Raw genomic sequence first — 23,980 nt, 5'->3', positions numbered from 1 at the left:
TCGCTAACCTAATCCGGCAGGGCTTGGACCCCGCAGGGCCTGGACGCGCTGGGCCTGGACCCCGCAGGGCTTAGACCCGCTGGACCCCGCAGGGCCTAGACCCGCTGGGCCCCGCGCCGGCTGACTTCCGCTCCGGCATGCCGTGGCAGGAACAGGCTGTCCGCCGTGCTCGCCAGCATCAGCACCGCCATGGCGAGGAATGCGCCGCGGAAAGGTCCGGCGGAATCAGCTGGAAAGCTGTTGAGCCCGTCGAACAGCCGGATGAGCAAGGCCCCAATGGCAATGCCCGCAGCAGTGGCGAGCTGGACCAGGGTGGCAGACACAGTATTTGCCGAGGTGAGCTGCGCCGGCGCGATGTCGGCGTACTGGACCGACGCGTAGGCGGAGAACCCGATTGAGCGGAAGGCGCCGCTGCAGACCAGCAGGGCAAACGTCAGCGGCTCTGGCGTTTCTGCCGTGAGCAGGGCGCAGAGGATGAACGTGGCTGCAGAGGCAAGGGAGGCGAAGACGAGCATCGCCTTGAAGCCAAAGCGCCGGATCAGCGGCGTGGTGGCCGGCTTGATGCCGATGTTGCCGATGAAGACGGCCGCCACCATGGCACCTGCGTGCAGCGGGGACCAGCCGAACCCGGCCTGGAACATCAGCGGCAGCAGGAAAGGGACGGAGCTGATGGCCAGCCGGTAGGCGAACCCGCCGGTGGCCATCGCCCTGAACGTGCGGGTGCTGAAGACCCCGAGGTCAAAGAGTGGATTGGGGGTCCTGCGCATCCAGAACACGGCGCAGGCTGCAGCCGTCACGCCGAAACCTGCGCTCAGGGCCGCCCAGGGGGCGGCAGGATGGGCGCTCACCAGTTCAAGGCCAGCCACCAGGGCGCCCACGCCCAGCGTGGTCAGGGACAAGCCCACCCAGTCCAGCCGCCGCCCGCCGTCGCCCGCGGCAGCAGGAACCAGCCGGAGTGCCGCAAGCAGTGCGGCCACACCCAGCGGGAGGTTGATCAGGAAGATCCAGTGCCAGGAAAGATAGGTGGTCAGGGCCCCGCCTACCAGCGGTGCGAGCACTGGCGCCAGGAGCCCGGGCCACACCAGGAACGCAGTGGCGCGCAGGAGGTCCGCCTTCGGCGTCCCGCGAAGGACCAGCAGGGTTCCCACCGGCACCATCATGGCGCCGCCGAATCCCTGCGCGGTCCGGCTGAGGGTGAGGGCAACCAGGTCCTGGCTGAGTGAACAGGCCAGGGATGCTGCCGTGAAGATCGCAATGGCAAGGCAAAAGATGCGTCGGGCACCAAAGCGCTCAGCCAGCCAGCCGCTGAGCGGGATACCCATGGCAACGGTCAGCAGGTACGCCGTCATGGTGATGTTGACGTCCGCGGCGGGCACCCGGAAGTCGGCAGCGATGTTGGGGATGGCCGTGGTGAGGACGGTGCCGTCAAGGAACTCCATGAAGAAGGTGGCGGCCACCAGGAGCGCCAGGCGGGGGCTCCACGCCTGCACCGCGCCGTGCGCCTCATCCACCGTGTCGCTTGCTGCCATCCGACAATCCTGCCACCGCCGGGACGGGCAAGGCGCCGGGTGTCCGTCCCACGGACGGATACGTCCGGGGCGTTGAACCTGCCGGGGAACGCAAAAGGCCCCGGTCCAGGACCGGGGCCAAACGCGGAGACGGGGGGATTTGAACCCCCGGTGGAGTTGTGCCCCACACTTCATTAGCAGTGAAGCCCATTCGGCCGCTCTGGCACGTCTCCAATTGCTATTCCTAGCCCACCAAGGATACGCAGAACGGGGCATGCAGTGCAAAACGGATCGCCCGGGCCTCCAAAGGACTCCCCGGCTGCCCGGTGCGGGCTTCACCCCGGCGGCTGTCCGCCCCGGACCATCCTGATTTCGCGAAGGTCTTCCCACCCGGGAATCACGTCGGCGGCGCCGTCAGGTTCAAACCCGAAGTGCCGGTAGAAGCCAATGGCGCGCTGGTTGTCGGCGGCCACCCACAGGCTCGCCGCCTCATTGCCCAGCGCTGCCGCCAGGAGGCGGCGGCCCAGGCCCAGCCCCTGGTGCGACGCCAGCAGGTACAGCCCCCACAGTTCCAGGTCCCCGGACGACGGCGGCGCAAACCCGTGCGACGCGGCCCCAGGCTCCCTGCGGATGCCGGCAAACCCAACTACCGTGCCGCCGTCGGACGCCACCCAGGCATGCGCGGGTTCGGCGGCTTCCAGCAGGTGGCGCCACAGCTGCAGCCGCGAACCGGTCTTCTGCGAGGCCAGGAACCCGTCGGACAGCATCCCGCGGTAGGTCTCCTGCCAGCAGAGGACGTGAACCTCGGCCAGCCGCTCCACGTCGGAGGCCGCCGCCCGCCGCACCTCGAGCGCCATCGCTACGAGGCCCCGCCCGCCAGTGCCTTCCACAGGAAGTGCTGGCTGCGGGCCTGCAGCGCCGCAGCCTGCCGGTTGTCCGACGCCCCTGCGTGGCCGCCCTCCAGCGCCTCGTGGAACCAGACGTTGGGGATGCCCATGGCCAGCATGCGGGCTGCCATCTTGCGCGCCTGGACGGGGCCAACCCGGTCGTCGGAGGTGGCCGTCCAGATGAACGTCTTTGGGTACTCAACCCCGTCCTTGAGCAGGTGGTAGGGGGAAAAGGTCTTGATGTACTCCCACTGTTCCGGGACGTCAGGGTCGCCGTATTCGGCAATCCAGGAGTGTCCGGCCGAAAGCCTGGTGTAACGGCGCATGTCCAGCAGCGGCACGCCGCATGAGACAGCTCCGAAAAGCTCCGGGTACCGGGTGAGCATGTTGCCTACCAGCAGCCCCCCGTTGGACCCGCCGACGCAGCCCAGCCGCTCCCGTGAGGTGACTCCCCGGGACAGAAGATCCCTCGCAACGGCCGCGAAGTCCTGGTACGCCTTGTGCCGATTCTCCTGCAGCGCCGCCCGGTGCCACGAGGGCCCGTATTCGCCGCCGCCGCGGATGTTTGCCACGACGTAGACGCCGCCCCGGGAGTGTGGTGCCCCACCGTCCGCGTTTGGCGCACCGGACGTGCGCCGTTCCAGCCAGGCCCTGCCCACCGTGCCGCTGTACGCCGGCGTGCGCGAAACCTCGAATCCGCCATATCCGGAAAGCTGGGTGGGGTTCTGCCCGTCCAGGGCCAGGTCCCGGGAAGCCACCTGGAAATACGGAACCCGGGTCCCGTCGTCGGACACGGCGAAGTGCTGCTGCACTTCATAGCCGTCGTCATCGAAGAACGACGGCGACGCCTTGACCACCGCGTGCCGGCTCACCACGCCGGGGGGACCGGACGCCGCACGCTCCAAGCTGCCGCGCAGCAGCGTGGTAGGGGTGGTAAAGCCCGTGGCGACGAGCCAGAAGTCGTTGCCCGCACCGCCGTCGGCCTCGTCTTCGTCGTCCACTGCGTAGGCGTTGACGTCATGCAGCGGCGGGCAGGCATCCAGCGGCGACGACGCCCACGCGGCCTGGGCATTGTGCGTTGGCCGGGAGGGATCCAGCACCCGGATTTCGGAGGACACGTCCTTCAGGAGGTTCAGCAGCAGGAAGTCCCGGGTCCAGCTCCAGGACTGCAGGGACGTATGCGCATCCGGGGTGAACAGCACGGCCAGGTCGGCTGAACCGGTCAGGTAATCCTCGAACCGGGCAGCGAGGAGCGAGCCCGCCGGGTACGTTGACGTGCCAAGCACCCAGTCCTGGCGCGGCCGGAACAGCAGCCATTCCCGATGCGCGCTGACATTCACATCGGTGGGCACGTCGATCTGGACCCAGGATCCTTCACGCAGCACCAGGTTCCTGCGGTTGAAGAAATCGATGTAGTCAACGGCGAAGGTGCGCTCAAAACCGGGGGTGGAATCGTGGGCAACCACGGCCATCATGTGGTGCTCGGGGACCTCGAACAGCCGCGGCGCTCCGGCCAGGGAATCCCCGCGTTTGAGCGTGACGGCCGTTCGGGCGTAGGAGGAAGCGGTCTTCGGCAGTCCGTCGGCGGTGGAGGCCACCAGCAACGTTTCCGCGTCCAGCCAGGAAACGTTTCCCTTCGCCGTCGGCAGGTCAAAACCGCCCTGGGCGGGGTCCACGAAAGTCCTGCCCTCCACGTCGAATTCGCGGTACCGGTTGGCGTCGCCGCCGTCGGGGGAGAGGGCAAGAAGTGCATGCCGGTACGGTTCCCCGGAAGCGGGGCGCAGGAAGGTGGCGCCGTGGAAAACCCATTCCTGGCCCTCGGCTGCCGCCAGCGCGTCGACATCGAGCAGCACATCCCACTCGGGGGAATCCGTGCAGTAGCTCTCCCAGGTGGTGCGCCGCCACAGGCCCTTGGGGTTCTTCGCGTCCTTCCAGAAGTTGTAGTACCAGTCACCGCGCTTCCCCACCATGGCGATCCGGTCCGTGGAGTCCAGCACCTCCAGGATGCTGCCTTCCAGTCCGGCGTAGTCCGCGTCCTCCAGGAGGTCCTCCGTGCGCGAATTCTGCTCTTTCACCCAGGCAAGCTGCTCCTCGCCGTAAATGTCTTCGAGCCAGGCGTTTTCGTCAGTGGGCTCGGGCGCGATGTCCTGCGGGCCGGTTCCGGAGGGGTTGCCGGTTCCGGAGGCGGGCGCTGGATCAGCTTCAGTGGTGGTCATGCGCCCCATCCAAACAACACCGCGGACGGCTGGCAAGTCAAGCGTTCAGCCCACACTCTGTTTCCAGCCCGTACGCTGGATGGCGTGGAAAAAACGCAGAGCATCCGGACCGCCATCATCGGCGCAGGTCCGCGGGGCACCAGCGTGCTGGAACGCCTGCTTGCCCGCCGTGCTGCGCAGACCGCTTCCGGTGCAGGAACGGTGCGTCTCCACATCGATGTCGTCGACCCCTTTCCGGCGGGCCCCGGGCACGTGTGGCAGCCGCAGCAGTCCCGGCTGTTCCTGATGAACACGCAGTCCTTCTACCCCACGCTGATCCCCGAGGACCCTGACCTGGCGCCGCCGGTCGCAGGAACCACCTTCGACCTGTGGCGCGCGCGCCAGCAGCGCAACCCCTCGCCGTCCCTGGGCGGGGAGGACCTCGCTGAACTGGCCGCCCTGGGCCCGAACGGCTTTCCCAGCCGGGCCCTCTACGGCCGTTACCTTCGCAGCACGCTGGAGGAGCTGACGTCCAAAGCGCCCGACGGCGTCACCATCGACTTCCACGAAACGTCGGCACAGTCCGTGCGCCCCGCGGGGGACGGAACGTTCGACGTCGGCCTGGCCACTGGAGACACGCTGCGCACCGACGCCGTGGTGCTTGCCTTGGGCCACGTCCCGTCCCGCCTGAACCCCGAACAGCGCGAACTGCAGGCGTCGGCCAAGCGGTTGGGCCTCCGATACTTCCCGCCGGCTGTACCTGCGGACGTGGACTGGTCCCTGGTTCCCGCAGGGGAGCCCGTCCTGGTCCGCGGCATGGGCCTGAACTTCTTCGACACCATGGTGCAGCTGACCGAGGGCCGCGGCGGAAAATTCATCAGCAACGGAACGGCGCTCAGGTACGAGCCTTCGGGCCAGGAACCGCGGATCATTGCCGCCTCCCGCCGGGGAACGCCCTACCGGGCGAAAGCTGCCCTGGACGGCTACTACCCGGCGTCGGTCACCCTGCGCTACTTCACCGAAGCGGCGCTGGAACGGTTCCGCACCGCAGGAATCCGCCCGGCGTTCGACCACGATTTCTGGCCGCTCCTGCACCGTGACGCTTTGTGGGCGTACTACTCCACCCTGGTGCGTTCCCAGCCGAACGCGGTACCGGATCCGGCGGCCTTCCTCGCCGCCCTTGATGAGGCGCTGCATCCGCACGCGCACAGTGCCGCGAACTGGGAAGACAGCGTGGAGAGCGTGCTGGCCGTGCACGTGGGGCCACGGCACCGGCTGGACCTGCCGGCGCTCGCCGCACCCCTTGCCGGACGATCCTTTGCCTCACGCACCGAACTCGATGCCGCCGTCGTCGACTACCTGCTGGACGACGCCCGCCGGTCCGCGCTCGGGGAAGATGACCCCGTGAAGATGGCCATTGGGGCACTCCACCACGGGCGCGCCGTGCTGAAGACAGCAGTGGCCGACGGCGGCATCACCGATGAATCCTGGGTGGCGGGACTGCGTGGCTGGTTCGAGTCGTTTGTGGAAGGACTCGCCAGCGGGCCTCCGGCCCTGCGCTCCGAGCAGCTGGCGGCGCTGGCCAGGGCGGGGGTGGTGAGCTTCGTGGGTCCAGACCCCAAGTTCTCAGTGGACCGGAAGAACGCCGCCTTCACGGCGTCGTCACCTTGGGTGGCCGGAGCTCCGGTGGCTGCCCGGACCATGGTGGAGGCGCTCGCGCCCGGTAACCGGGTCTCGGCCAGTGATTCGCCGGTGCTGGAGCAGCTGCTGGCGGACGGCCTGGTCCGGCCGCGGCTGATGATGACGGTGGAGGGTGCCCCCGTGCAGTCCACCGGCCTGGATGTGGTGCCGCATCCCTACCGTCCCGTGGCAGCCAACGGCTCGGTGACCGGAGGCCTGTACGTGCTGGGACTCCAGCTCTCATCGGTCCAATGGGGCACGGCCATCGCCGCCGAGGCCGTCCAGCCCGGCGGCCCAAGCTACCGCAGTGGCCAGCGGACCCTTCGCGACGCGGACGAAATCGCCGGGGCAATACTCGCGCTGTAACTGCCCGGAGGTTGCTTCAAGCAGTCGGAACCCGGCGCCCGCAGGCTTTTGCCGGCAAAACGAAGGACCCCTGCCGGCCAGCATGCTGGCGGACAGGGGTCCTGTTTCGCGGAAGGTAAGAGATTCGAACTCTTGGTACGGGGTTACCGCACACTAGTTTTCAAGACTAGCTCCTTCGGCCGCTCGGACAACCTTCCTCACCCAGTAGTGTTTCATAGGCACTTGCCTGCAACAAAACAGAACCCGGAACGCGTCCGGTGCACACTGGTTGCACGCAGTATTCAGTCAGAAACGGGAGTGTTCCATGAAAGCCGTCTACATTTCGGAGCCTGGCGGCCCGGAAGTTCTGGAGGTCCGCGAGGTGGAGGCCCCGGTACCGGGTCCCGGAGAGGTGCTCATCGACGTCGTGGCGGCCGGCCTGAACCGGGCGGACGTGCAGCAGCGGAGGGGTTTGTACCCGCCGCCTCCCGGCGCATCGGAAATTCCGGGCCTTGAAGTATCCGGCCGGATCGCCGGGTTCGGTCCCGGCGTCACAAAGGCATTCTCCCTCGGTGACAAGGTGGTGGCGCTGCTGGCCGGCGGCGGGTATGCGCAGCAGGTGGCGGTCCCGGCCGAGCAGGTCCTTCGGGTGCCCGACGGCGTTGACCTGGTGACCGCGGCCGCCCTTCCCGAGGTTGCGGCCACTGTCTACTCCAACCTGGTGATGACGGCCCAGCTGCAGGCAGGCGAGACCGTCCTGATCCACGGGGCAACGGGCGGGATCGGCACCATGGCCATCCAGCTCGCCAAGGCGCTCGGCGCCAAGGTTGCCGCAACTGCAGGATCCGACGAAAAAGTGAGCACGGCGAAAGCCTTCCTGGGGGCCGACATCGCCATCAACTACGCCGAGGAGGACTTTCCGGAAAGCCTTCGCCGCCAGAACGGGGGCAAGGGCGCAGACGTGATCCTCGACGTCGTGGGCGCCAAGTACCTGGCCCAGAACGTGGACGCGCTCGCTGACTACGGACGCCTGGTGGTGATTGGACTTCAGGGCGGAAGGAAGGGGGAGCTCGACCTGGGGCAGCTGCTGAAGAAGCGCGCCGCCGTCGTGGCCACCGCCCTGCGGCCGCGGCCGGTAGCGGAAAAAGGCGCCATCATGAACGCCGTCCGCGACGCCGTGTGGCCGCTGGTCAGCAACGGATCGGTCAGGCCGCTGGTGGCAAAGACGTTCCCGCTGGACCAGGTGCGCGCCGCCCACCGGTATTTCGACACCGGCGACCACGTGGGCAAGGTCCTGTTGGTCATGTAGGTCCGGCACCCCGACGCCCGCCAAGTACAAGGAACAGCATGTCCATCCGCCACAGCCTCCTCGCCCTGTTGGAGGACCAGCCCCGCTACGGCTACCAGCTGCGGGTTGAATTCGAGAACCGCACCGGTGCCACCTGGCCTTTGAACATTGGGCAGGTGTACACCACGCTGGACCGGCTGGAACGCGATGCGCTGGTGGCCAGGGACGGCGACGACGGGAACGGCCACGTGGTGTACAGCATCACCGCAGCCGGCAGGACCGAAATCCGGAACTGGTTCGCGGCACCGGTGGGGCGGAACAACCCGCCCCGCAACGAACTGGCCATCAAGCTGGCGCTGGCCGTCACCCTGCCCGGCGTCGACGTCAAGGCCGTCATCCAGAGCCAGCGGGTGTCCTCCATGAAGTCGCTGCAGGACTATTCGAAGGCCCGCCGGGACATGGCGCTGAACCAGCGCGCCGGTGACACCGCGTCGCTGCTGGTCCTGGACTCACTCATCTTCCAGGCGGAGGCGGAAGTCCGGTGGCTGGACTTGTGCGAGGCCAGGATGATCCAGCAGGGACAGGGGAAATAGGTCACACAATTGGGTCTTTTTGAATGCCCCGGACAGGCATACCGTAAGTCCCAGGAACCGTCCGGCCGGGCGGTGGAACAAACGGAGGAAGCTCATGACAACGCACGTCGCCGACTGCAGCGTAACGAACTGTTCCTTTAATGACCACACCAACTGCAACGCCGCCGCCATCACGGTGGGCGGCGCCGAAAACCACGCCCGCTGCGCCACGTTCATCGAGACCGGGATCCACGGCGGACTGCCCAAGGTCCTTGCCGACGTCGGGGCGTGCCAGCGCGCCGAGTGCGTCCACAATGACCACCTGATGTGCAAGGCCACCGAGGTCCACGTCGGCCCCGGCGCCGACAACGCTGACTGCCTCACCTACTCACACGCGTAAGGGGCAGCTTTACGCAGTTCCCACGAGCCAAGGCCTCCGCCCGGACCTTCCGGACGGGGGCCTTGCCTGCGTTGACGCAGGCACAACTGGCAGCCCGGGTCCGGTCGTTCGTCGCCGTGTCCACTCCGCTCGCCGCACGTTTCTGCGGCAGCCGGCAGAATGCCTCCGGATTGTGACTGCGGCTTGGTAGGGTGCGTGACAGAAGACGCATAACAATCTCAAGGAGGAGACATGGCCGAAACGCCTGATCAGCGGGGTAGTGCATCCGGAGGCAGAGGCGTGGCCGCCACCGACCCGGCGCTGCCGCCGACAGCGGTGGATGAAGCGGTCCGGGAGGCCGAAGAGCGGAAATGGACACCGGGAAAGATCGCACTCTGGGCTGCGATTGCCCTCCTCGGCGGCGTGGCATGGTTCATGCTGGCCATCGTCCGCGGCGAAACCGTGAACGCCATCTGGTTCGTGTTCGCCTCCGTGTGCACCTACCTGATCGGCTACCGCTTCTACTCCAAGGTCATCGAGCGCTACATCACCAGGCCCGATGACCGCCGCGCCACTCCGGCGGAGTACAAGGCCGACGGCAAGGATTATGTCCGGACGGACCGCAATGTCCTGTTCGGCCACCATTTTGCCGCCATCGCCGGCGCCGGGCCGCTGGTGGGCCCGGTCATCGCGGCCCAGATGGGCTACCTGCCGGGCACTATCTGGATCATCATCGGCGTCGTCCTTGCCGGCGCCGTCCAGGACTACCTTGTGATGTTCTTCTCCATGCGGCGCGGTGGCCGTTCCCTGGGCCAGATGGCACGCGAGGAACTGGGCGTTATCGGCGGCACTGCCGCCCTCATCGCCACCCTGCTCATCATGGTGATCATTGTGGCCATCCTTGCCCTCGTCGTCGTCAACGCCCTGGGCGAGAGCCCATGGGGCGTCTTCTCCGTCGGCATGACCATTCCGATTGCCCTGTTCATGGGCATCTACCTCCGCTACCTGCGGCCCGGCAAGGTGATGGAGGTTTCGCTGATCGGCTTCGTCCTGCTGATGGCTGCCATTATCGGCGGCGGCATCGTGGCGGAAACCCCGTGGGGGGCGGACATCTTCAGCCTCGACAAGGTGACCATCGCCTGGGGCCTGATCATCTACGGCTTCATCGCCGCCATCCTGCCCGTGTGGCTGCTCCTGGCACCGCGTGACTACCTCTCAACGTTCATGAAGATCGGCGTGATCGTGATGCTGGCGCTTGCCATTATCGTGGTCCGGCCGGAGATCACCGTTCCCGCGTTCAGCGAGTTCGCCAGCAGGGAAAACGGTCCGGTGTTCCCGGGCGCCCTGTTCCCGTTCCTGTTCGTCACCATTGCGTGCGGTGCCTTGTCCGGCTTCCATGCACTGATTTCGTCCGGTACCACACCCAAGCTGGTTGAAAAGGAGCGGCAGACCCGTTTCATCGGCTACGGCGGAATGCTGATGGAGTCCTTCGTGGCCATCATGGCCCTGGTGGCGGCAATCTCGATCGACCGCGGCCTATATTTCGCCATGAATTCCCCCGCGGCGCTGACCGGCGGCACGGTGGAGACAGCAGCCACCTGGGTCAACAGCCTGGGCCTGGCCGGGGTGAACATCACGCCTGACCTCCTGAGTGAAACCGCCGCCAACGTGGGTGAAGAAAGCATCGTTTCGCGTACCGGTGGCGCTCCCACGCTGGCCGTGGGGCTCGCCCACATCATGCAGCAGTTCATCGGCGGCACGGCCATGATGGCCTTCTGGTACCACTTCGCCATCATGTTCGAGGCCCTTTTCATCCTCACCGCTGTGGACGCCGGCACCCGGGTTGCCCGGTTCATGCTGCAGGATTCGATCGGCAACTTCATCCCCAAGTTCAAGGAGCACTCCTGGCGTCCCGGAGCCTGGCTCTGCACCGCCATCATGGTCGGTGCCTGGGGCGCTGTGCTGCTCATGGGCGTCACCGATCCGCTGGGCGGTATCAACACGCTGTTCCCGTTGTTCGGCATAGCCAACCAGTTGCTTGCCGCGATTGCACTGTCCGTGTGCCTGGCCATCGTGGCGAAGCGAGGAACTTTCAACTACCTGTGGATCGTCGCGCTGCCGCTAACGTTCGCCGCCGTGGTCACCATCACGGCGAGCTACCAGAAGATCTTCTCGTCCACCCCGGCTGTCGGCTACTTCGCCAACAACGCGGCCTTCAGCAAGGCACTGGCCGAGGGCAAGACCTCGTTCGGCACCGCCAAGACGGTCCCGGCCATGGAGGCCGTGGTCAGGAACACGGCGATCCAGGGCTGGCTGTCTGTGATCTTCGTGGTGCTGAGCATCATCGTGATCGCGACGGCGCTGCTCGCCACTGCCAAAGCGTTCCGCAACCGCGGGGACGCCGCCGCCACGCGCGGCAACGAGGACCCCGCCCGCCCGTCGCGTGTCTTCGCCCCTGCCGGACTCATTCCCACTCCTGCCGAGCGCGAGTTGATGGCTGAATGGGAGAAAGTCCCCGCGGAACTGAGGTTCGAAAGGGCGGGCCACCACTCATGACGGCCGGCCTCGTTGTGCTCAAGCGGCGGTTCCGCGGCTTCGCCCAGTACTTCAGCGGAGTCCTGGGCGCGGACGCCTACGCCAAGTACCTCGAGCACCACAGGGCGGCCGGGCACGGGGAGGCGCCCCTCACGGAGCGCGAGTTCTGGCGCGACCGGACCGACCGCCAGGACAGCAACCCCCAAGGCCGGTGCTGCTGATTGAGCTTGCAGCGTACAAGCCGCCGGGAGGGATCATCCAGGGGTTCCGGGTGGATCGCTCATGAGAGTATGAACGCATGAGCGATCCACGAGACACTCAATCAGCCGAGGATCTCCCGGTAGAAGGCACTCCCATCGATGAGTGGCAGCCGCCGGTGCCCCCGCCGTCCGCACCTGCCGATCGCAGGAAGCCCAAGGGCAGCAACATCCAGGACCTGGTGGATGAACCGGCCAAAGTCATGCGGATCGGAACCATGATCCGGCAGCTCCTGGAAGAAGTGAAGTCTGCACCGCTGGATGAGGCTGCGCGGGGCAGGCTTGCTGAGATCCACGCGCGCTCCATCAAGGAGCTGGAGGACGGGCTGGCTCCTGAACTGGTGGAGGAACTGGACAGGATCAGCCTGCCCTTCCCCGACGAGGGCACGCCTTCCGACGCTGAACTCCGGATAGCCCAGGCCCAGCTTGTCGGGTGGTTGGAGGGATTGTTCCACGGCATCCAGACTGCCATCGCTGCCCAGCATGCGGCCCGGGAGAATGCGGCCGCGCAGATGCAGCTCCGGCAGCTGCCGCCCGGCACCATGATCGCCCCGGGAGTGGTCATCGGCGAGAACGGGGAACCGCAGCGCGCCGGCGCCGGCGCGCGCTCCGGAAGCCCTGCTCGGCCTGGCCAGCGGGACGACCCGGACCACGGTCCCGGACAATACCTGTAGGCTCCGCTTGGGCTTTTTCAGTGCCGCCAGGCAGGGGCGCAAGGACGACGCGGAGCTGGGCCAGGGGCTATGGCGCCGGGCCCATGACCGTTTCCAGCGGGGACTGGACCGCTTCCACCAGGTTCTTGAGGGCGTGGAGGACGACCAGCTGTACGCCGAATTGCTGGAGATCGCCAATGAACTGGCCAGCCTCCTCGAACGGGTACGGCTGGTATGCATGGAAGCGCAGCGGCGTTCGCCCAACGACAGCCTCAACATCCCTGCGGCCCTTTCCGGGGTTCACCGCGCCCTGTCCAAAGCCGGCAACTCCCTGGCGACGACGGCGGAAGCGGCCGCCATGCTCCGGCTCGCCGTGGGCCCCGTCCCGGTAGGTGCAGCCTCGGTCCGCCGCCGGGCCGAGTCCGTATTCCAGCAGGTGGCCGACGCCGAACGGCACCTCAGCGAAGAGGGTTCAGGACCGCAGCAGTTGGGTATTCCCGGTTAAGCGCCTGGCTTACTTCGGGCCGATACCCGCCGGGCGGAGCCGATAGTTTGGCAGGATGGACGAATGACTCTTTCACCTACCTTGACCTTTAATGACGGAAACACCATCCCCCAGCTCGGCTACGGCGTGTGGCAGGTTGAGGATGGCGTGGCTGAAAAGGTGGTCCGCCAAGCGTTTGAAGCGGGCTACCGCCACATCGATACCGCCAAGATCTACGGCAACGAGGCGGGTGTGGGCCGGGCGATCGCCAGTTCCGGGCTGTCCCCGGAGCAGCTCTTCATCACCACCAAGCTCTGGAACGCAGACCAGGGATATGAGTCCACGCTGGCCGCCTTCGAGGAATCCATGGACAGGCTCGGGCTGGAGACCCTGGACCTTTACCTGATCCACTGGATGCAGCCCAAGCAGGACAAGTACGTGGACACCTGGAAGGCCCTGATCGAGCTGCAGAAGCGCGGCCGGGTCAAGTCCATTGGTGTTTCGAACTTCACTGTCGAGGGCCTGCAGCGGCTCATCGACGAGACCGGCGTGGTTCCGGCCATCCACCAGATCGAGCTCCACCCGTACTTCAGCCAGCGGGAACTGCGTGAGTTCGGCGCGGCCAACGGGATTTTGACGCAGGCCTGGTCACCGCTGGGCCAGGGCGGCGAGTTGCTGGACGACGGAACGGTCGCCTCGATCGCAGCCAAGCACGGCGCCACGCCTGCGCAGGTTGTCATTGCCTGGCACCTCGCAATCGGCAACGTGGTGATCCCCAAGTCCGTCACCGAGTCCCGGATCCGGGAAAACTTCGCAGCGCTCGGGGTCAGCCTGGATTCCGGCGACGTCGAGGCCATCAACGCGCTGGACCGCTCCGCCAACGGCGAAGGCCGCATCGGCGCGGACCCCGCAGTTTCCGACTTCGCTTAGCCGGCGGCCGGCACCCGCGCCATGGTGCCAGCCCCGCAAACCGCCCCGGCCTGTCCAACAGGCCGGGGCGGCCCCCGTTAAACGGGTGCGGCAAGTAGCCGGAGCATGTCAGGCGGCAGTGCGGATGTGCTCGACTGACACTGCGTCAACGACGGCCCAGCCATCCTCTTCGCGGCACTGCCGGCTGGCGAAACGCTCCGCCTCGGCCAGCGTGTCAAAGACCTCGGCCCGGGCACGGCCGCAGTCGGCGTCGAAGTACGTGACGTGAAATTCCTGTACCAGTTGGTTATCCATGAATCCAGTCTGCAACCGGGGTCTGACATTCTTCGGAATCATCCCCGCGTGTTGCTGTGACCGTAGACCTAAGTAGAAGAACCGGTCCCTATTTGGAAGTTTCGGTCTGGCAAGTAGAGCCAGGGTAGCCCCGCCAAGGGCGTCCGAGCTGCCAGAACATCAAACGTGGTGGGAATCCGGCTCACGAAGCTAAGGAAGATACGCGCAGCGGAGTCTCCTTCGCTGGCCTGGTCGCAATCATCTCCCACACTGGCTATGTGCCGTACGAATTTTCGCGGTCGTCCGGTCCGGCTGAACAGGACCTTAGCAAGTGTTAATTTGTGCATGAAGGGGACAGCCCGCCGGCCGCTCAACCCGCGTGCCTGTAGTGACTTCGACTTGGGTTACTCGGTTTGTCCGTCCGCCCTCGTCAGGGTGACCATGTAGCGGTCGTCCCCTTCGATGCCGTCGTTATCGATCGATTCCAGGTTGAAGTACTGCACCTCCACCCGGTAGGTGCCCGGTGGCACCTCCACCTTTCCGCCGCTCATGCCGTTGTCCGTGGGTCCCGATACCTCCACCACTCCGCTGGGGACCTCCAGGATTCCCGTCATGACCCTGTCCACGCTGCCGATGAATGACCGCTCCGAGTCGAGGCGGAGCAGAACGGGTGCGTTGAAATCGCGCGCTGTGCCCACGGCGATATAGCGGTCGCCCTGGACGAACATGGATTCGATGGTTTCGTCCGTCCATTTCGCCCAAAGATCCGAGAAGTCCGCGGTCGAGTCCGAGACCGTGAACTGGTGGTAATCGGTGAAGAGGTTGAATTCGGCGTCCATGCTGGCTCCTACCCGTCGTTGATCTGGACCATCAGCTCCTATCTGAACGAGGAGGCCCACGACTGGCCCGCGGACCGCGCCAGTCGCTGCAACTGGTCCCAGGAAGATGGCGTGGCCTCGCAAATTCTGAGCGCTTGATCAAGAAAGGCCAAGGCAGATTGCATGCCCGCCGATGAATCGAGGCCCGCATTCTGGGCCGAAATGTCGCTGATCTTGCGGACGAGCAACTCGTCCGAGCCCATGTCGGGCTGGCTGCACGAGTATTCGGCCGCTTCGCAAACCTGCCGTGCGGCCCACGCGGCTTCCTGAACGTCATCTGACAGCCATGTCCTGATCGCGTACGCCAGTGCAGCAGCGGCGTTTTGCGCGTACCCCATATCAAACAACCATGGCTCGTCATCCGTAGGTCCGAATGCGGCGGCTTCGGAAGCCAACGAGCTGACGACGGCATTGTCTTTGGAAACAGCGCCCCAGACGGAGTCGAGGATGTCTCGTGCCCGCGATTCATTGGCGCTTTCTTCAGCCCTGCTCCAGTAGCGCTCCTGCAGGGGAACCAGGCTATCCGCGCATGCCGCAGCGAAGGCCGTCTTGGCTCTCTTATCGAGGTGTGAAAGCCGCTCCTTCAGGGCCGCCTCGTCGTAAACCTCTGTCAACTCGTCACCACTTTGCTGTAGTCGGGCTAGTGACGCATTCAGCGCGCCGTTGACAGCTGTCACTTCCGCATGGCCTGTCGGCGAGACGGCAATCATATCGTCACCCCGGCCGTTGCCCTCTGTGCCCGTGTGAGGTCGCAACCACCCGAGGCCAGAACATTGACCCCCTCCTTGGTGCTAAGGGCAGCTGTCGTCCGCATATTCTGAGCGATGGGATCAAGGAGGCTGTCGATAGACGTTTGCCGCCAGTCATCTTCGCTGAGCCCGCTCGGGTCCGTGTTGACCATTGCTGCCTAAGTAGGCGCCAAGAGAGCGATTCGAATGTACATCTACATATCGGACTGACGGGTTCCCTGATTCTTTCTATACGGCCGGGGGCGCCTCGTCCCTGTCCTAGCCCTGTAGTGGAGAAAGGCCGGATATCTGCACTGGCCACATTCCCGCCAACCCCGAATCGACCGGCGACTGCCACGATGGCGGCGTTGACGATGGCTCCGGGGCAGGACGAGTGGCGATTGTAGGCAAGAGAGCTGCCCGTACTGATTGCGGTGTCACCTTGGCCAATTGTCCGGCAGTATTCCAGGAATAACGGAAGACTTTTACAGAGTTACACGTGTCTCAGTTGCGCAGCCGAAGGACCCGCTCCTGCGCGAGCATCGCCGTCCGCTCGGCTCTGTCCGCGGCACGCGCTGCCTGCTTGGCCTCCGCAGTGGTGGCAGCCAGCGCTTTCCGGGAGCGCTCCAGCCGCTCTTCAACACCCTTGAGCCTGGCACGGAGCTCGGCTGCCTCCTGGACGAGTTCCGTGATCCCGGTCCGTGCCTGGTCCGCCTGGTCCTGCAGCGCCCGGGCCGCCCGGGCAGCCTCAGCCTCTGCCGCCTGCGCCTCCGCCAGGGCGGCTTTGGCTTTCTCCAATGCAGGCGGTGACGCTGGACGCGGCGCCTGGCGGACCGCCTCAAGCCGCGGCCTGTCCGGCGTGGCACGGGCGGTGCCCGCCGTCGTCGTGCGCGTCTTCCTGCTTACTGTGGCTGCTGGCCCAGGGCGCGGAACCGGGGCGGCCGGCGGCAGCGCGGAGGGCACCGCCACGGCCCCCTCCACATCGGCGGTGTTCATTCCGTCGGCGGACAACGCCTTCAGGAGGCGCCCGCTCCGCACGGCGGCCGCTGCCCCTTCATCGGCCGTCAGGGCCCGAAGGGTCTCCTCCACGTCCCCCGCTACGGCATCGCTGATGCCCCGGCCCTGCTCCCTGGCAACGGCACGGGCGGCCTCGACGGCGGCAGCAAGCAGGGTGCGGCGCTCACGCCCCAGCTCCCGCAGCGCCCCGGCGTCCAGCGACGACTGCGCCTCGCGCATCCTGCCACCCAGGGCCGCCAGCTCCGCAAGGACACCAGGCTGGTGCAGCGCCAGCATGTTGACGGTCCAGGCGGCAGCTGACGGCTTCGGCAGGGCGCGCACGGCTGCCCCAAGTTCCTTGTCCGACCCGGCAGCCTCCTTGGCCGCGACGGCGCGCGCCGCCACGAAGTCTTCCAGCGGCTTGGCATAAAGCCCGCTCGCGATCCCAGCCAGGGCCACGTCTTCCATGCACGCCATCTTAGGTGCCGCGACTGCCGCTGGCGCACGCCCCGCAGCCGACCGCGCCCGCTGCCGGCGTTCAGTCCTTGCGGCGGGGGAGGACGAGGATTGCGTCGCCTACGGGACGTTCGCCCGATGCGTCGGAGGAATTGTTGACGACCTGCCCTCCCACGGCCATAGTGGTGGATCCGCCGCCGTCGAGGTTGATTGCCTCCACCATGCCCAGCGACGTGGCCACGTCTGCCGCTTCTTTGATGCTCAGCCCAAGGGATGCCGTCTGGCGTCCCTCGGCGGTCACAGCCGTGCCCCGGGAGCGCTGACGGCGGTGACGGTGCCCTGGCTGTCCAGCACCACTTCCAGCCCCCGCCCGGACGGTGTGGCGGAGCCGAAGTCCTCGGTGAAAGCAATGACCTCATCGGGGTCCGTGCAGGTGTAGTCGTGCCGGAGGACGGAGGGAGCATCGCCCGTTCCGCCGCAGTTCCGGATGAGCCCCGGGAGGTTAACGCCGTCCAGGGCCAGCCGTGCACCCTTGGCGGCCTTGCCGCCGTAGTTGCTCTCCGGGGGGCGGTCTTTGGGTCCAGGACGAAGTAGCCGCGGTTGATGCCGGCGAGCGCACCATCGGCAGCCGCCAGCTGGCTGGTGGCTTCCCGGTTGACCAGGTCGGGGCCGAACGTCGGGTGAATTCGCCGGGATGGCCACTTCAGCCGTCCAAAAAGGGAAGGGTTGGGGGTTCCGCGGGTAAGCGACGTACAGGTCAGGCGGGGGGCCGGTTCCGTCACGTCGCGCGTTTCGGGCAGGTCGCGGGCGTCGAAGTTAAGTTCGACGGCGGGAAGGGCTGGGCGTCCCCGGACGGGGAGGGGCGGGGTGGCTGCGGAGGGGCCGGCGGTGGCAAGGAAGGCTCCGGGAAGCCCGGGGATTAGGGCGGTAATTGCAGCCTTGACCGGGAGTTTGTGTGGGGATTCCATGCTGCGACCCTGGTCAGGCGCTTAACCGGAGGAAGAAGCCAAACGCCGGTGTTCAGCAGGTTGTGGCGGACTGTTCGCGGCTCGTTTCCACTGGCAGCTGCTGTACTGTTTCACCGCATGTTTACCGGCGGGTTCCCCCGGAGTTCCCGGCGGGAGGCGTCCTGTTCAAGGTTCCAAGGGACGTTAGCAGCATGCCCTTGATCCTGCCTGGAAACTCCCGTCTGATAGACCGCCGCCTCTTCCTCTCCGGCGTGGCCGGTGTCTCCGCCGCCGCCGCGCTGGCTGCCACCCCGGCCACCAAGGCCGACGCGGGCACGACGCCGGCGCGGAGCAAGGATGATCCCTTCACGCTGGGAATCGCATCCGGCGATCCCACGCCTTCCGGCGTGGTGCTGTGGACCCGTCTCGCGCCGAAACCGTTCGAGCCGAACGGCGGCATGCCTCCCGGCCACCCCGTCGTGGAGTGGCGTCTGGCCACCGACGCCGGGATGCGCAATGTTGTCCGGGACGGCAGCGCACACGCCCCGGCGCAGTTGGGGCACTCGGTTCACGTGGAGGTGGAGGGCCTGGAACCGGACAGCGAGTATTTCTACGAGTTCAAGTTCCGTAACCACTGGTCCCCTGTGGGCCGAACCAAGACCCTGCCGGCCCCCGGGGCCGATGTCAGGCAGCTGGATTTCGCCTTCGCCTCCTGCCAGAAGTGGGATGACGGCTTCTTTCCGTCCTACAGCCACATGGCAGCAGAGGACCTGGACTTCGTGGTGCACCTGGGCGATTACGTCTACGAGTACGAGATCGGGGCCGACGGCGGCCTGCGCCGCACGCCAGTTCCCGCCGCCGCGCAGCCGGCCCCGCAGACGCTTGAGCAGTGGCGGGCACGCTACGCCCTCTACAAGTCGGATCCCGACCTGCAGGCTGCACAGGCCCGGTTCCCGTTCATCGTGACCTGGGATGACCACGAGGTCCAGAATGACTACGCCGGAGGCTGGGAAGGGCAGACCCAGGCCTTTACCGCAGTGCGGGCCGCGGCCTACATGGCGTACTACGAGCACCAGCCCTTGCGGGCGCGGTCGCTGCCCCAAGGCACGGACATGCAGCTTTACCGGCGGCTGCGCTATGGCCGCCTGGCTCAGTTGGACGTCCTGGATGGACGGCAGTACCGCGACGCTCCGCCCTGCGGCTGGGGCGAAGCCCAGGCATGCGAAGCGGCCTACGACCCCGCCATCAGCATGCTCGGCCCGGAGCAGGAACAGTGGCTCTATGCCGGGCTGCGCGACTCAGACGTGCGGTGGAACATCCTGGGAAACAACGTCATGGTCTCCCGCCTCGACCACGATGGCGCCGCGGGTGAGTTGCTGTGGCATGACGCCTGGGACGGCTTCCCGGCGGCCCGCAAGAGGCTGCTGGACGTGATCGCCGGGCCCGCGGTGCGCAATGCCGTGTTCGTCACCGGCGACTGGCACTCCACTTTTGTCAACGATGTTCACTTGGACTTTGACCGGCCGGACTCCCCGGTGGTGGCCACCGAGTTCGTCGGCACCTCCATCAGCACCAACGGCGACGTGCCAGTCTACGGGCCCTACTACGAGCCCATGATCGGGTTCAACCCGCACATCAAGTTCTTCGACGGCGACCGGCGGGGCTACGTCCGGTGCCAGGTCACTCCGGAGCGCTGGCGCACCGAGCTTCGCATGGCAACCGGGGTGGGCAGCCGGGCCGCCGGGCAGTACACGCATGCGGTGTTCGAGGTCGAAGACGGCACACCGGGCGCGGTTCGGGTGTCGTAGCAGCTACCCCGTCTGCTACTTCTCCGGCCAGAACCGCTGCACGCCTGCCGCGGCCTGCCGCAGCTGTCCGCCGTCGAGCGTTATGGAACTTTCCTCCATGCCGAAGTCGATCCACTGGGCCACCAGGCGCAGGTCGCCGGCGGGCGGAAGCGGCCAGAGCCAGAGGGTGCCGCTGCCGGCCAGCTCATCGGGGGCTCCGCTGCCGCCACCGTTGTTCAGGACAAGGGTAGGGGGTTCCGGCTCCCCGGTGCTGCCCATAAACCCGTGGGGGCCGCGGGCTCCCGTGCTTGCCTTGGATCCGTCGGCGAACTGAACGCCGAACATCAGCCCGGAGAAGGGCACTGTGCCGCGGCGGAGGCGCATGCCCGGCTGGAAGAACAGTGCATGCTTGTCGGCCCAGTCATCCTCGTCTTCCTCGCCGCGGCGAATGATCCAGGACAGGTTGAAGGAACAGCCGGTGGAGAACACCTCCGCACTTCTGAGCGCCATGACCATCGCGGGACTGTGGTGAAGAAACTTGCCGACGTGGACCACGGCCGGCAGTTCATAGGACGGGGGAGCGGCCCACGGAGGCGGCTCGAACCTGGGGGCGGAGGGCCTGGGACCGGACGCCGGGATGGGAAAGTCCTGGAAGAAGGTCACGGTGAGAGTCCTCGGGTCCGTTGGCTGCGACCGACCAGCGGAACGGCGGCAGCGCCGCCCTGGATCCCCAATCCGTCCTTGCCCGGCCAGTCTAGCCCTGCCCGGCCATCCCCGCCGGGAACCACTCCTTAGGGTGTGCTGCGGGAGGGGACCGAATCCCGGTCCCCTCCCGCAGCCATGATTCCTGCTGGCTCAGGGGCGGGCCTCGAACACGAAGAGTTCAGTGCCGGCGGCTTCCTCGCCGTCATCGGGGGCGGCGAACAGGCGCAGAACACCGCCATCAGATTCCAAGGCAACGGGGTTGCGGGTCATGGAGTGTCCGGCGGTGGAGAACTTCTGGAAGGGAACCTCGTGGATGATGGTTCCGTCTGCAAGGTCGGTCAGGGCGAGGCCGCCGAGCTCGAACGGTTTCCCGTCAGCAGTCTTCAGGCCGGTAACGCCCGAGCAGAGCTGGTGGCCGGCACCGGCGTACTCGCAGTCCTGGTAGTCAATGAAGTGGCTGGGGTTTGCCTGCGTCCCCAGGAGCGCGCCTTGGCTGTTCCAGGTGAACAGCTTCCGTGAACCCCAGCTGACGCCACTGATTCGGTTGGTCTTGCGGTCGGCGACGACCCCTCCAACGTGGTCCGCTTCGCGGAACTGCTCCGTGACCTGGTAGGTGTCAGGGTCGATAGTGTAGACGATTGAGCTGCTGTTCGGCCGGTATTCGGCGACGGGAACCCAGACGTTCTCGCCGTCGAAGTCGGTGCCGCCCGGGTGGTAGATCGTGTCCTCGCCCAGGACGATGTCTTTGAGCAGCTTTCCCTGCCGGTCGAGGACGAAGACGTGGCCACGGCCCTTGCCGGTTGTGCGGTCGTAGCCGTCAACGGGCGAAGGGTAGCGCACTGTCGGTTCGAGGATCTCGACGCTGCTGAGGAAGATTTTGTCGCCCACCAGCGACATGCCCTGCGGGTGGAAGGTCGGGAAGTCCAGCTTGAGCTTCTGGACCTGTTCCCACTGGGTGTTGCGGTCCACCTTGGTGAAGGCCTCGGCTTCTGCCGTGAGGCCCTTGGGGGCCTGCCCGTTGGTGGCAACAGCGGAGGTTCCGGCTGCCAGGGTGGCCGCGGCGACGGCCGCAATGGCCAGGACTCGCTTCATCTTCATGTCTGCTCCAGGTGCGTGTTGGGGGTGCCCGGTGGGGCCGGGCGCGATCAAACGTAGGCGCCCGGGATGGCGCGGCAGACAACGGCAGGTGTCGGGGGGATGAAGCCGGCGGCCAGCGCGGGGGATGCCCCGGGGATTTCAGCTGCCTGTTGCCCTACACCCACTTCTCGGTGCGGATGCGATTGGACAAGCGCCTCGCTGCCGTGACCGGGCTTGGAATCGACGGGCGGAAGCTCATGGACCTGGACCGGCACGGCATCAACTGGCGGCTGGACCCGCGCCTGCGGGAAGACCAGCAAACGGGGGAGCGGGTCTATGCCAGGAACAACATCGACCGAGGGCACCTGGTCCGCCGGGCCTCCGCCGTGTGGGGTGACACCCTGGCAGAGGCCGCACAGGCCAACGAGGACACTTTCCACTACACCAACGCCGCTCCCCAGGCGGCAAAGTTCAACCAGGGCCTGGAACTGTGGCTCGGGATGGAGTCCTACCTGCTGGATCATGCAGCCGGGCACCGGAGGAGGATCGTGGTCTTCACGGGTCCGATCTTCAGCGACGTCGACCCGGTTTACCGCGGAGTGGACATCCCGTTGCGATTTTTCAAGGTTGCAGCCCTTATCCATGAAGGTGAACTGGCGGCCACCGGTTACGTTGTGGACCAGACTCCGCAACTGGCGGAATTGCCGGACGTGCCGCGTCCCGGCGCACTCGACGGCACCCCGCCCCTGGGTCCGTTCCGTAGCTTCCAGGCACCGATCCGTGACATCGCCGAATTGACGGGGCTGGATTTGGAGCAGTTGGCCGCCGTTGATCGAATGCCGATCGCAGCGACGCTCGGAGCAGCCGCCATTGGATCAAGCTGGCGGGAACTGGCGGCAATGGAAGACCTGGATCTTGACTTCGACCTCGAGTTCTAAAAAGCTGCAGCGCGCCCAACAGCGGAACGGCAAAGGTCGTTCAGGTAGTCGGCCAAGGCAACAGGTTCCTGGCCGGGGCCTGCAATCATCAGCTCCCCGTGCCGCGTCAGGACCATTGCATCGCCACGGGGTTCCTCGCCCATCCTTACGGCGAGGATGAACTGTTCGTAGCGGTCGGCCAGGCTCGGGCAGCTGACGGGCAGTAGCCTGTGTGCGCCGCGGATGACCTGAACCGGGTGGTTGCGGACCATGCGGCCGGAGCCGTCCACCACCACCTCCGCCACCGCCGTGTTGGAAGCAGCGGCCTTTAAGGGGTGGTCCTGTTCCAGGCTGCCCAGAATGTAGGCGGGTGCCCATTGGCGCCCATGCGGATCGCTGACCGGTACTGGCGTCCTTCCGGCGACCCGGAGCGTGGCCACAACACCACCCACAAGCTCGGCAAAACGGGGTTCAAACCGCATCCGCAGATCCGGGCCCGGTGCTGGCAGCAAGTCGGCCAGGGAAGGGGCCGTGGCTGTGTTTCGGTGGAATGCGCGTCCGGGAAAGCCTGCGGGAATAGCCATGCCGGTCTCCTGTCCGAGGCCCCTCTGCCGGAGCCTTCACACCAGAATGCGGCGAATGCCTGCCGGCTGTAAAGCATCTGCGCGGATCCAGGCAGGACGAAAGCCATAAAAGCAAGGGAGGGAAGCCGGGGAACTGCCCAGCAAACCCGCCTGACGATTAAACGAGCGAAAAACACCCAGAAACTTTGGTTTCTAGGTGTAAACACCGCAAGACTCGCCCCTACCGGCCACAGACCAATGGCAAAGTAGAACGCTTCAACCGCACCCTCACCACGGAATGGGCCTACGCCCGGGAGCACTGACCGGCTTCAGGAATGGGCTGCACGCTTCCCTGGGGAAAACGTCCGGGACTGAGCTGTCCTGCTGATCAGGGGCGTTTCAGCCACTGAGCGTAAGGCTCGCCGCTGCCTCGCCGTCAGCTGTTTGGGCTTCGGCGTGGGCTGCGTGTCTGACTTCAGCCCGAGGCGGGCGCCGGGCTTTGGCCAGGGCGATCAACAAAGTCAGGATCGTGACCATCCAGGTAAGCCCGGTGAGGAAAACCAGGGCGATCGCCGCTAACGGGTGCATGGCGAAGTCTAGGACGGCATGACCGGATACTCTGGCGCAACTCAGCAACACCTGGGCACGAAAAAGGTGCGCCCCGTTCGCTGAGCGCACCCTTCTCGTAAAAGCGGTTAGTCTTTGAAGGCGTCCTTGACCTTTTCGCCGGCCTGCTTCACATCGCCTTTGGCCTGGTCTGCCTGGCCTTCAGCCCGCAGGCTGTCATCGCCGGTGGCGTTGCCCGCAGCTTCCTTGCCCTTGCCGCCGGCTTTCTCGGCAGCGTTCTCAATCTTGTCGCCTAGTCCCATGGTGTTTCCTCCTCTGGTTGGCAGCCGTTCGCATTCGGCTGCACCCATACTAAGCATGCTGATGATCTGGT

The 23,980-nt window shown here is 66.3% G+C and carries 25 protein-coding genes, 2 tRNA genes and 1 pseudogene; 12 read left to right on the top strand and 16 right to left on the bottom strand.

Translation table 11 applies throughout. The annotated features are described in order from the left end of the window. Positions 1–95: 95 nt before the first annotated feature. From ACQ3DC_RS17925 to ACQ3DC_RS17910, 4 genes are all read right to left on the bottom strand, one after another. Positions 96–1,529 carry an MFS transporter gene (locus ACQ3DC_RS17925; protein ID WP_430752852.1) on the bottom strand — a complete coding sequence of 478 codons (1,434 nt, stop codon included), beginning with the start codon at positions 1,527–1,529 and terminating at the stop codon, positions 96–98. A gap of 124 nt (positions 1,530–1,653) precedes the next feature. Then, positions 1,654–1,741 (bottom strand) — tRNA-Ser (locus ACQ3DC_RS17920). Positions 1,742–1,843: 102 nt separating this feature from the next. Then, complete coding sequence (locus ACQ3DC_RS17915; RefSeq protein ID WP_321215346.1) at positions 1,844–2,398, bottom strand: GNAT family N-acetyltransferase; 555 nt, start codon at positions 2,396–2,398, stop codon at positions 1,844–1,846. Beyond that, positions 2,368–4,611, bottom strand: coding sequence for a prolyl oligopeptidase family serine peptidase (locus ACQ3DC_RS17910; RefSeq protein WP_430752851.1), 2,244 nt, complete (start codon positions 4,609–4,611; stop codon positions 2,368–2,370). Before ACQ3DC_RS17910 ends, ACQ3DC_RS17915 begins: the two co-directional genes overlap by 31 nt. 84 nt (positions 4,612–4,695) lie before the next feature. Here ACQ3DC_RS17910 and ACQ3DC_RS17905 point away from each other — a divergent pair, with 84 nt between their 5' ends. Then, entirely contained in the window at positions 4,696–6,636 is a 1,941-nt protein-coding gene (locus ACQ3DC_RS17905; RefSeq protein ID WP_430752850.1) for an FAD/NAD(P)-binding protein, read from the top strand. Between the two features lie 109 nt (positions 6,637–6,745). Here the strand turns inward: ACQ3DC_RS17905 and ACQ3DC_RS17900 are convergent. Then, a tRNA-Ser gene (locus ACQ3DC_RS17900) sits at positions 6,746–6,833 on the bottom strand. A 107-nt stretch (positions 6,834–6,940) separates the two neighbouring features. Here ACQ3DC_RS17900 and ACQ3DC_RS17895 point away from each other — a divergent pair. The 8 genes from ACQ3DC_RS17895 to ACQ3DC_RS17860 all read left to right on the top strand — a co-directional run bounded on the left by ACQ3DC_RS17895 (position 6,941) and on the right by ACQ3DC_RS17860 (position 13,713). Beyond that, the gene (locus ACQ3DC_RS17895; RefSeq protein WP_157239150.1) at positions 6,941–7,924 is read left to right on the top strand and encodes an NAD(P)H-quinone oxidoreductase; all 984 of its coding nucleotides are present in this window, start codon (positions 6,941–6,943) and stop codon (positions 7,922–7,924) included. A gap of 38 nt (positions 7,925–7,962) precedes the next feature. Further along, positions 7,963–8,496 (top strand): PadR family transcriptional regulator, encoded by a 534-nt coding sequence (locus ACQ3DC_RS17890; protein ID WP_430752849.1) that lies wholly within the window; start codon positions 7,963–7,965, stop codon positions 8,494–8,496. Positions 8,497–8,590: 94 nt separating this feature from the next. Further along, a complete protein-coding gene (locus tag ACQ3DC_RS17885) occupies positions 8,591–8,875 on the top strand; it encodes a DUF1540 domain-containing protein (protein ID WP_157239147.1) in 285 nt (94 codons plus the stop codon). Between the two features lie 231 nt (positions 8,876–9,106). Next, positions 9,107–11,410 carry a carbon starvation CstA family protein gene (locus tag ACQ3DC_RS17880; RefSeq protein WP_157239145.1) on the top strand — a complete coding sequence of 768 codons (2,304 nt, stop codon included), beginning with the start codon at positions 9,107–9,109 and terminating at the stop codon, positions 11,408–11,410. Continuing rightward, a complete protein-coding gene (locus tag ACQ3DC_RS17875) occupies positions 11,407–11,610 on the top strand; it encodes a YbdD/YjiX family protein (protein WP_157239143.1) in 204 nt (67 codons plus the stop codon). Before ACQ3DC_RS17880 ends, ACQ3DC_RS17875 begins: the two co-directional genes overlap by 4 nt. Before the next feature lie 77 nt (positions 11,611–11,687). Beyond that, positions 11,688–12,320, top strand: coding sequence for a bacterial proteasome activator family protein (locus ACQ3DC_RS17870; protein ID WP_157239142.1), 633 nt, complete (start codon positions 11,688–11,690; stop codon positions 12,318–12,320). A gap of 7 nt (positions 12,321–12,327) precedes the next feature. Then, positions 12,328–12,804, top strand: a complete 477-nt coding sequence (locus ACQ3DC_RS17865; RefSeq protein ID WP_157239140.1) for a hypothetical protein — start codon at positions 12,328–12,330, stop codon at positions 12,802–12,804. A gap of 63 nt (positions 12,805–12,867) precedes the next feature. Further along, positions 12,868–13,713, top strand: coding sequence for an aldo/keto reductase (locus tag ACQ3DC_RS17860; protein ID WP_157239138.1), 846 nt, complete (start codon positions 12,868–12,870; stop codon positions 13,711–13,713). A gap of 108 nt (positions 13,714–13,821) precedes the next feature. Here the strand turns inward: ACQ3DC_RS17860 and ACQ3DC_RS17855 are convergent, their stop codons facing one another. From ACQ3DC_RS17855 to ACQ3DC_RS17830, 6 genes are all read right to left on the bottom strand, one after another. Continuing rightward, a complete protein-coding gene (locus ACQ3DC_RS17855) occupies positions 13,822–14,007 on the bottom strand; it encodes a hypothetical protein (RefSeq protein ID WP_430752848.1) in 186 nt (61 codons plus the stop codon). 383 nt (positions 14,008–14,390) lie between these two features. Beyond that, entirely contained in the window at positions 14,391–14,825 is a 435-nt protein-coding gene (gene comJ / locus ACQ3DC_RS17850; RefSeq protein ID WP_430752847.1) for a competence protein ComJ, read from the bottom strand. 38 nt (positions 14,826–14,863) lie between these two features. Beyond that, entirely contained in the window at positions 14,864–15,574 is a 711-nt protein-coding gene (locus ACQ3DC_RS17845) for a DUF416 family protein (RefSeq protein WP_430752846.1), read from the bottom strand. 522 nt (positions 15,575–16,096) lie between these two features. Beyond that, positions 16,097–17,056 (bottom strand): hypothetical protein, encoded by a 960-nt coding sequence (locus ACQ3DC_RS17840; protein WP_430752845.1) that lies wholly within the window; start codon positions 17,054–17,056, stop codon positions 16,097–16,099. A 70-nt stretch (positions 17,057–17,126) separates the two neighbouring features. Further along, complete coding sequence (locus tag ACQ3DC_RS17835) at positions 17,127–17,345, bottom strand: phosphodiester glycosidase family protein (RefSeq protein WP_421093690.1); 219 nt, start codon at positions 17,343–17,345, stop codon at positions 17,127–17,129. Beyond that, on the bottom strand, positions 17,342–17,746 hold the full coding sequence (locus ACQ3DC_RS17830) for a hypothetical protein (protein ID WP_430752844.1): 405 nt from the start codon (positions 17,744–17,746) through the stop codon (positions 17,342–17,344). Before ACQ3DC_RS17830 ends, ACQ3DC_RS17835 begins: the two co-directional genes overlap by 4 nt. A gap of 457 nt (positions 17,747–18,203) precedes the next feature. Here ACQ3DC_RS17830 and ACQ3DC_RS17825 point away from each other — a divergent pair, with 457 nt between their 5' ends. Beyond that, positions 18,204–19,799 carry an alkaline phosphatase D family protein gene (locus ACQ3DC_RS17825; protein ID WP_430752843.1) on the top strand — a complete coding sequence of 532 codons (1,596 nt, stop codon included), beginning with the start codon at positions 18,204–18,206 and terminating at the stop codon, positions 19,797–19,799. Positions 19,800–19,814: 15 nt separating this feature from the next. Here the strand turns inward: ACQ3DC_RS17825 and ACQ3DC_RS17820 are convergent, their stop codons facing one another. Both ACQ3DC_RS17820 and ACQ3DC_RS17815 read right to left on the bottom strand, forming a co-directional pair. Further along, on the bottom strand, positions 19,815–20,441 hold the full coding sequence (locus ACQ3DC_RS17820; protein WP_321215358.1) for a hypothetical protein: 627 nt from the start codon (positions 20,439–20,441) through the stop codon (positions 19,815–19,817). 192 nt (positions 20,442–20,633) lie between these two features. Further along, on the bottom strand, positions 20,634–21,581 hold the full coding sequence (locus tag ACQ3DC_RS17815; protein WP_321215359.1) for a DUF6454 family protein: 948 nt from the start codon (positions 21,579–21,581) through the stop codon (positions 20,634–20,636). Positions 21,582–21,592: 11 nt separating this feature from the next. Here ACQ3DC_RS17815 and ACQ3DC_RS17810 point away from each other — a divergent pair, with 11 nt between their 5' ends. Continuing rightward, complete coding sequence (locus tag ACQ3DC_RS17810) at positions 21,593–22,498, top strand: DNA/RNA non-specific endonuclease (protein WP_430752842.1); 906 nt, start codon at positions 21,593–21,595, stop codon at positions 22,496–22,498. On the opposite strand, the gene ACQ3DC_RS17805 is transcribed toward ACQ3DC_RS17810, so the two are convergent. Beyond that, positions 22,495–22,959 (bottom strand): hypothetical protein, encoded by a 465-nt coding sequence (locus ACQ3DC_RS17805; RefSeq protein ID WP_321215361.1) that lies wholly within the window; start codon positions 22,957–22,959, stop codon positions 22,495–22,497. The genes ACQ3DC_RS17810 and ACQ3DC_RS17805 overlap by 4 nt on opposite strands. A 302-nt stretch (positions 22,960–23,261) precedes the next feature. Between ACQ3DC_RS17805 and ACQ3DC_RS17800 the strand changes: the two are divergent. Next, a pseudogene (locus ACQ3DC_RS17800) lies at positions 23,262–23,360 on the top strand (integrase core domain-containing protein); the annotation flags it as partial. Positions 23,361–23,439: 79 nt separating this feature from the next. Here ACQ3DC_RS17800 and ACQ3DC_RS17795 read toward each other — a convergent pair. Together ACQ3DC_RS17795 and ACQ3DC_RS17790 are read right to left on the bottom strand one after the other, a co-directional pair. Beyond that, entirely contained in the window at positions 23,440–23,628 is a 189-nt protein-coding gene (locus ACQ3DC_RS17795) for a hypothetical protein (protein WP_430752841.1), read from the bottom strand. 107 nt (positions 23,629–23,735) lie between these two features. Further along, a complete protein-coding gene (locus tag ACQ3DC_RS17790) occupies positions 23,736–23,909 on the bottom strand; it encodes a CsbD family protein (RefSeq protein ID WP_321215362.1) in 174 nt (57 codons plus the stop codon). Positions 23,910–23,980: the final 71 nt, after the last annotated feature.

Source organism: Paenarthrobacter sp. NEAU-H11 (assembly GCF_050573415.1).
Taxonomy (GTDB): Bacteria; Actinomycetota; Actinomycetes; order Actinomycetales; family Micrococcaceae; genus Arthrobacter.
This window is presented reverse-complemented; position numbering and strand designations above follow the sequence as displayed.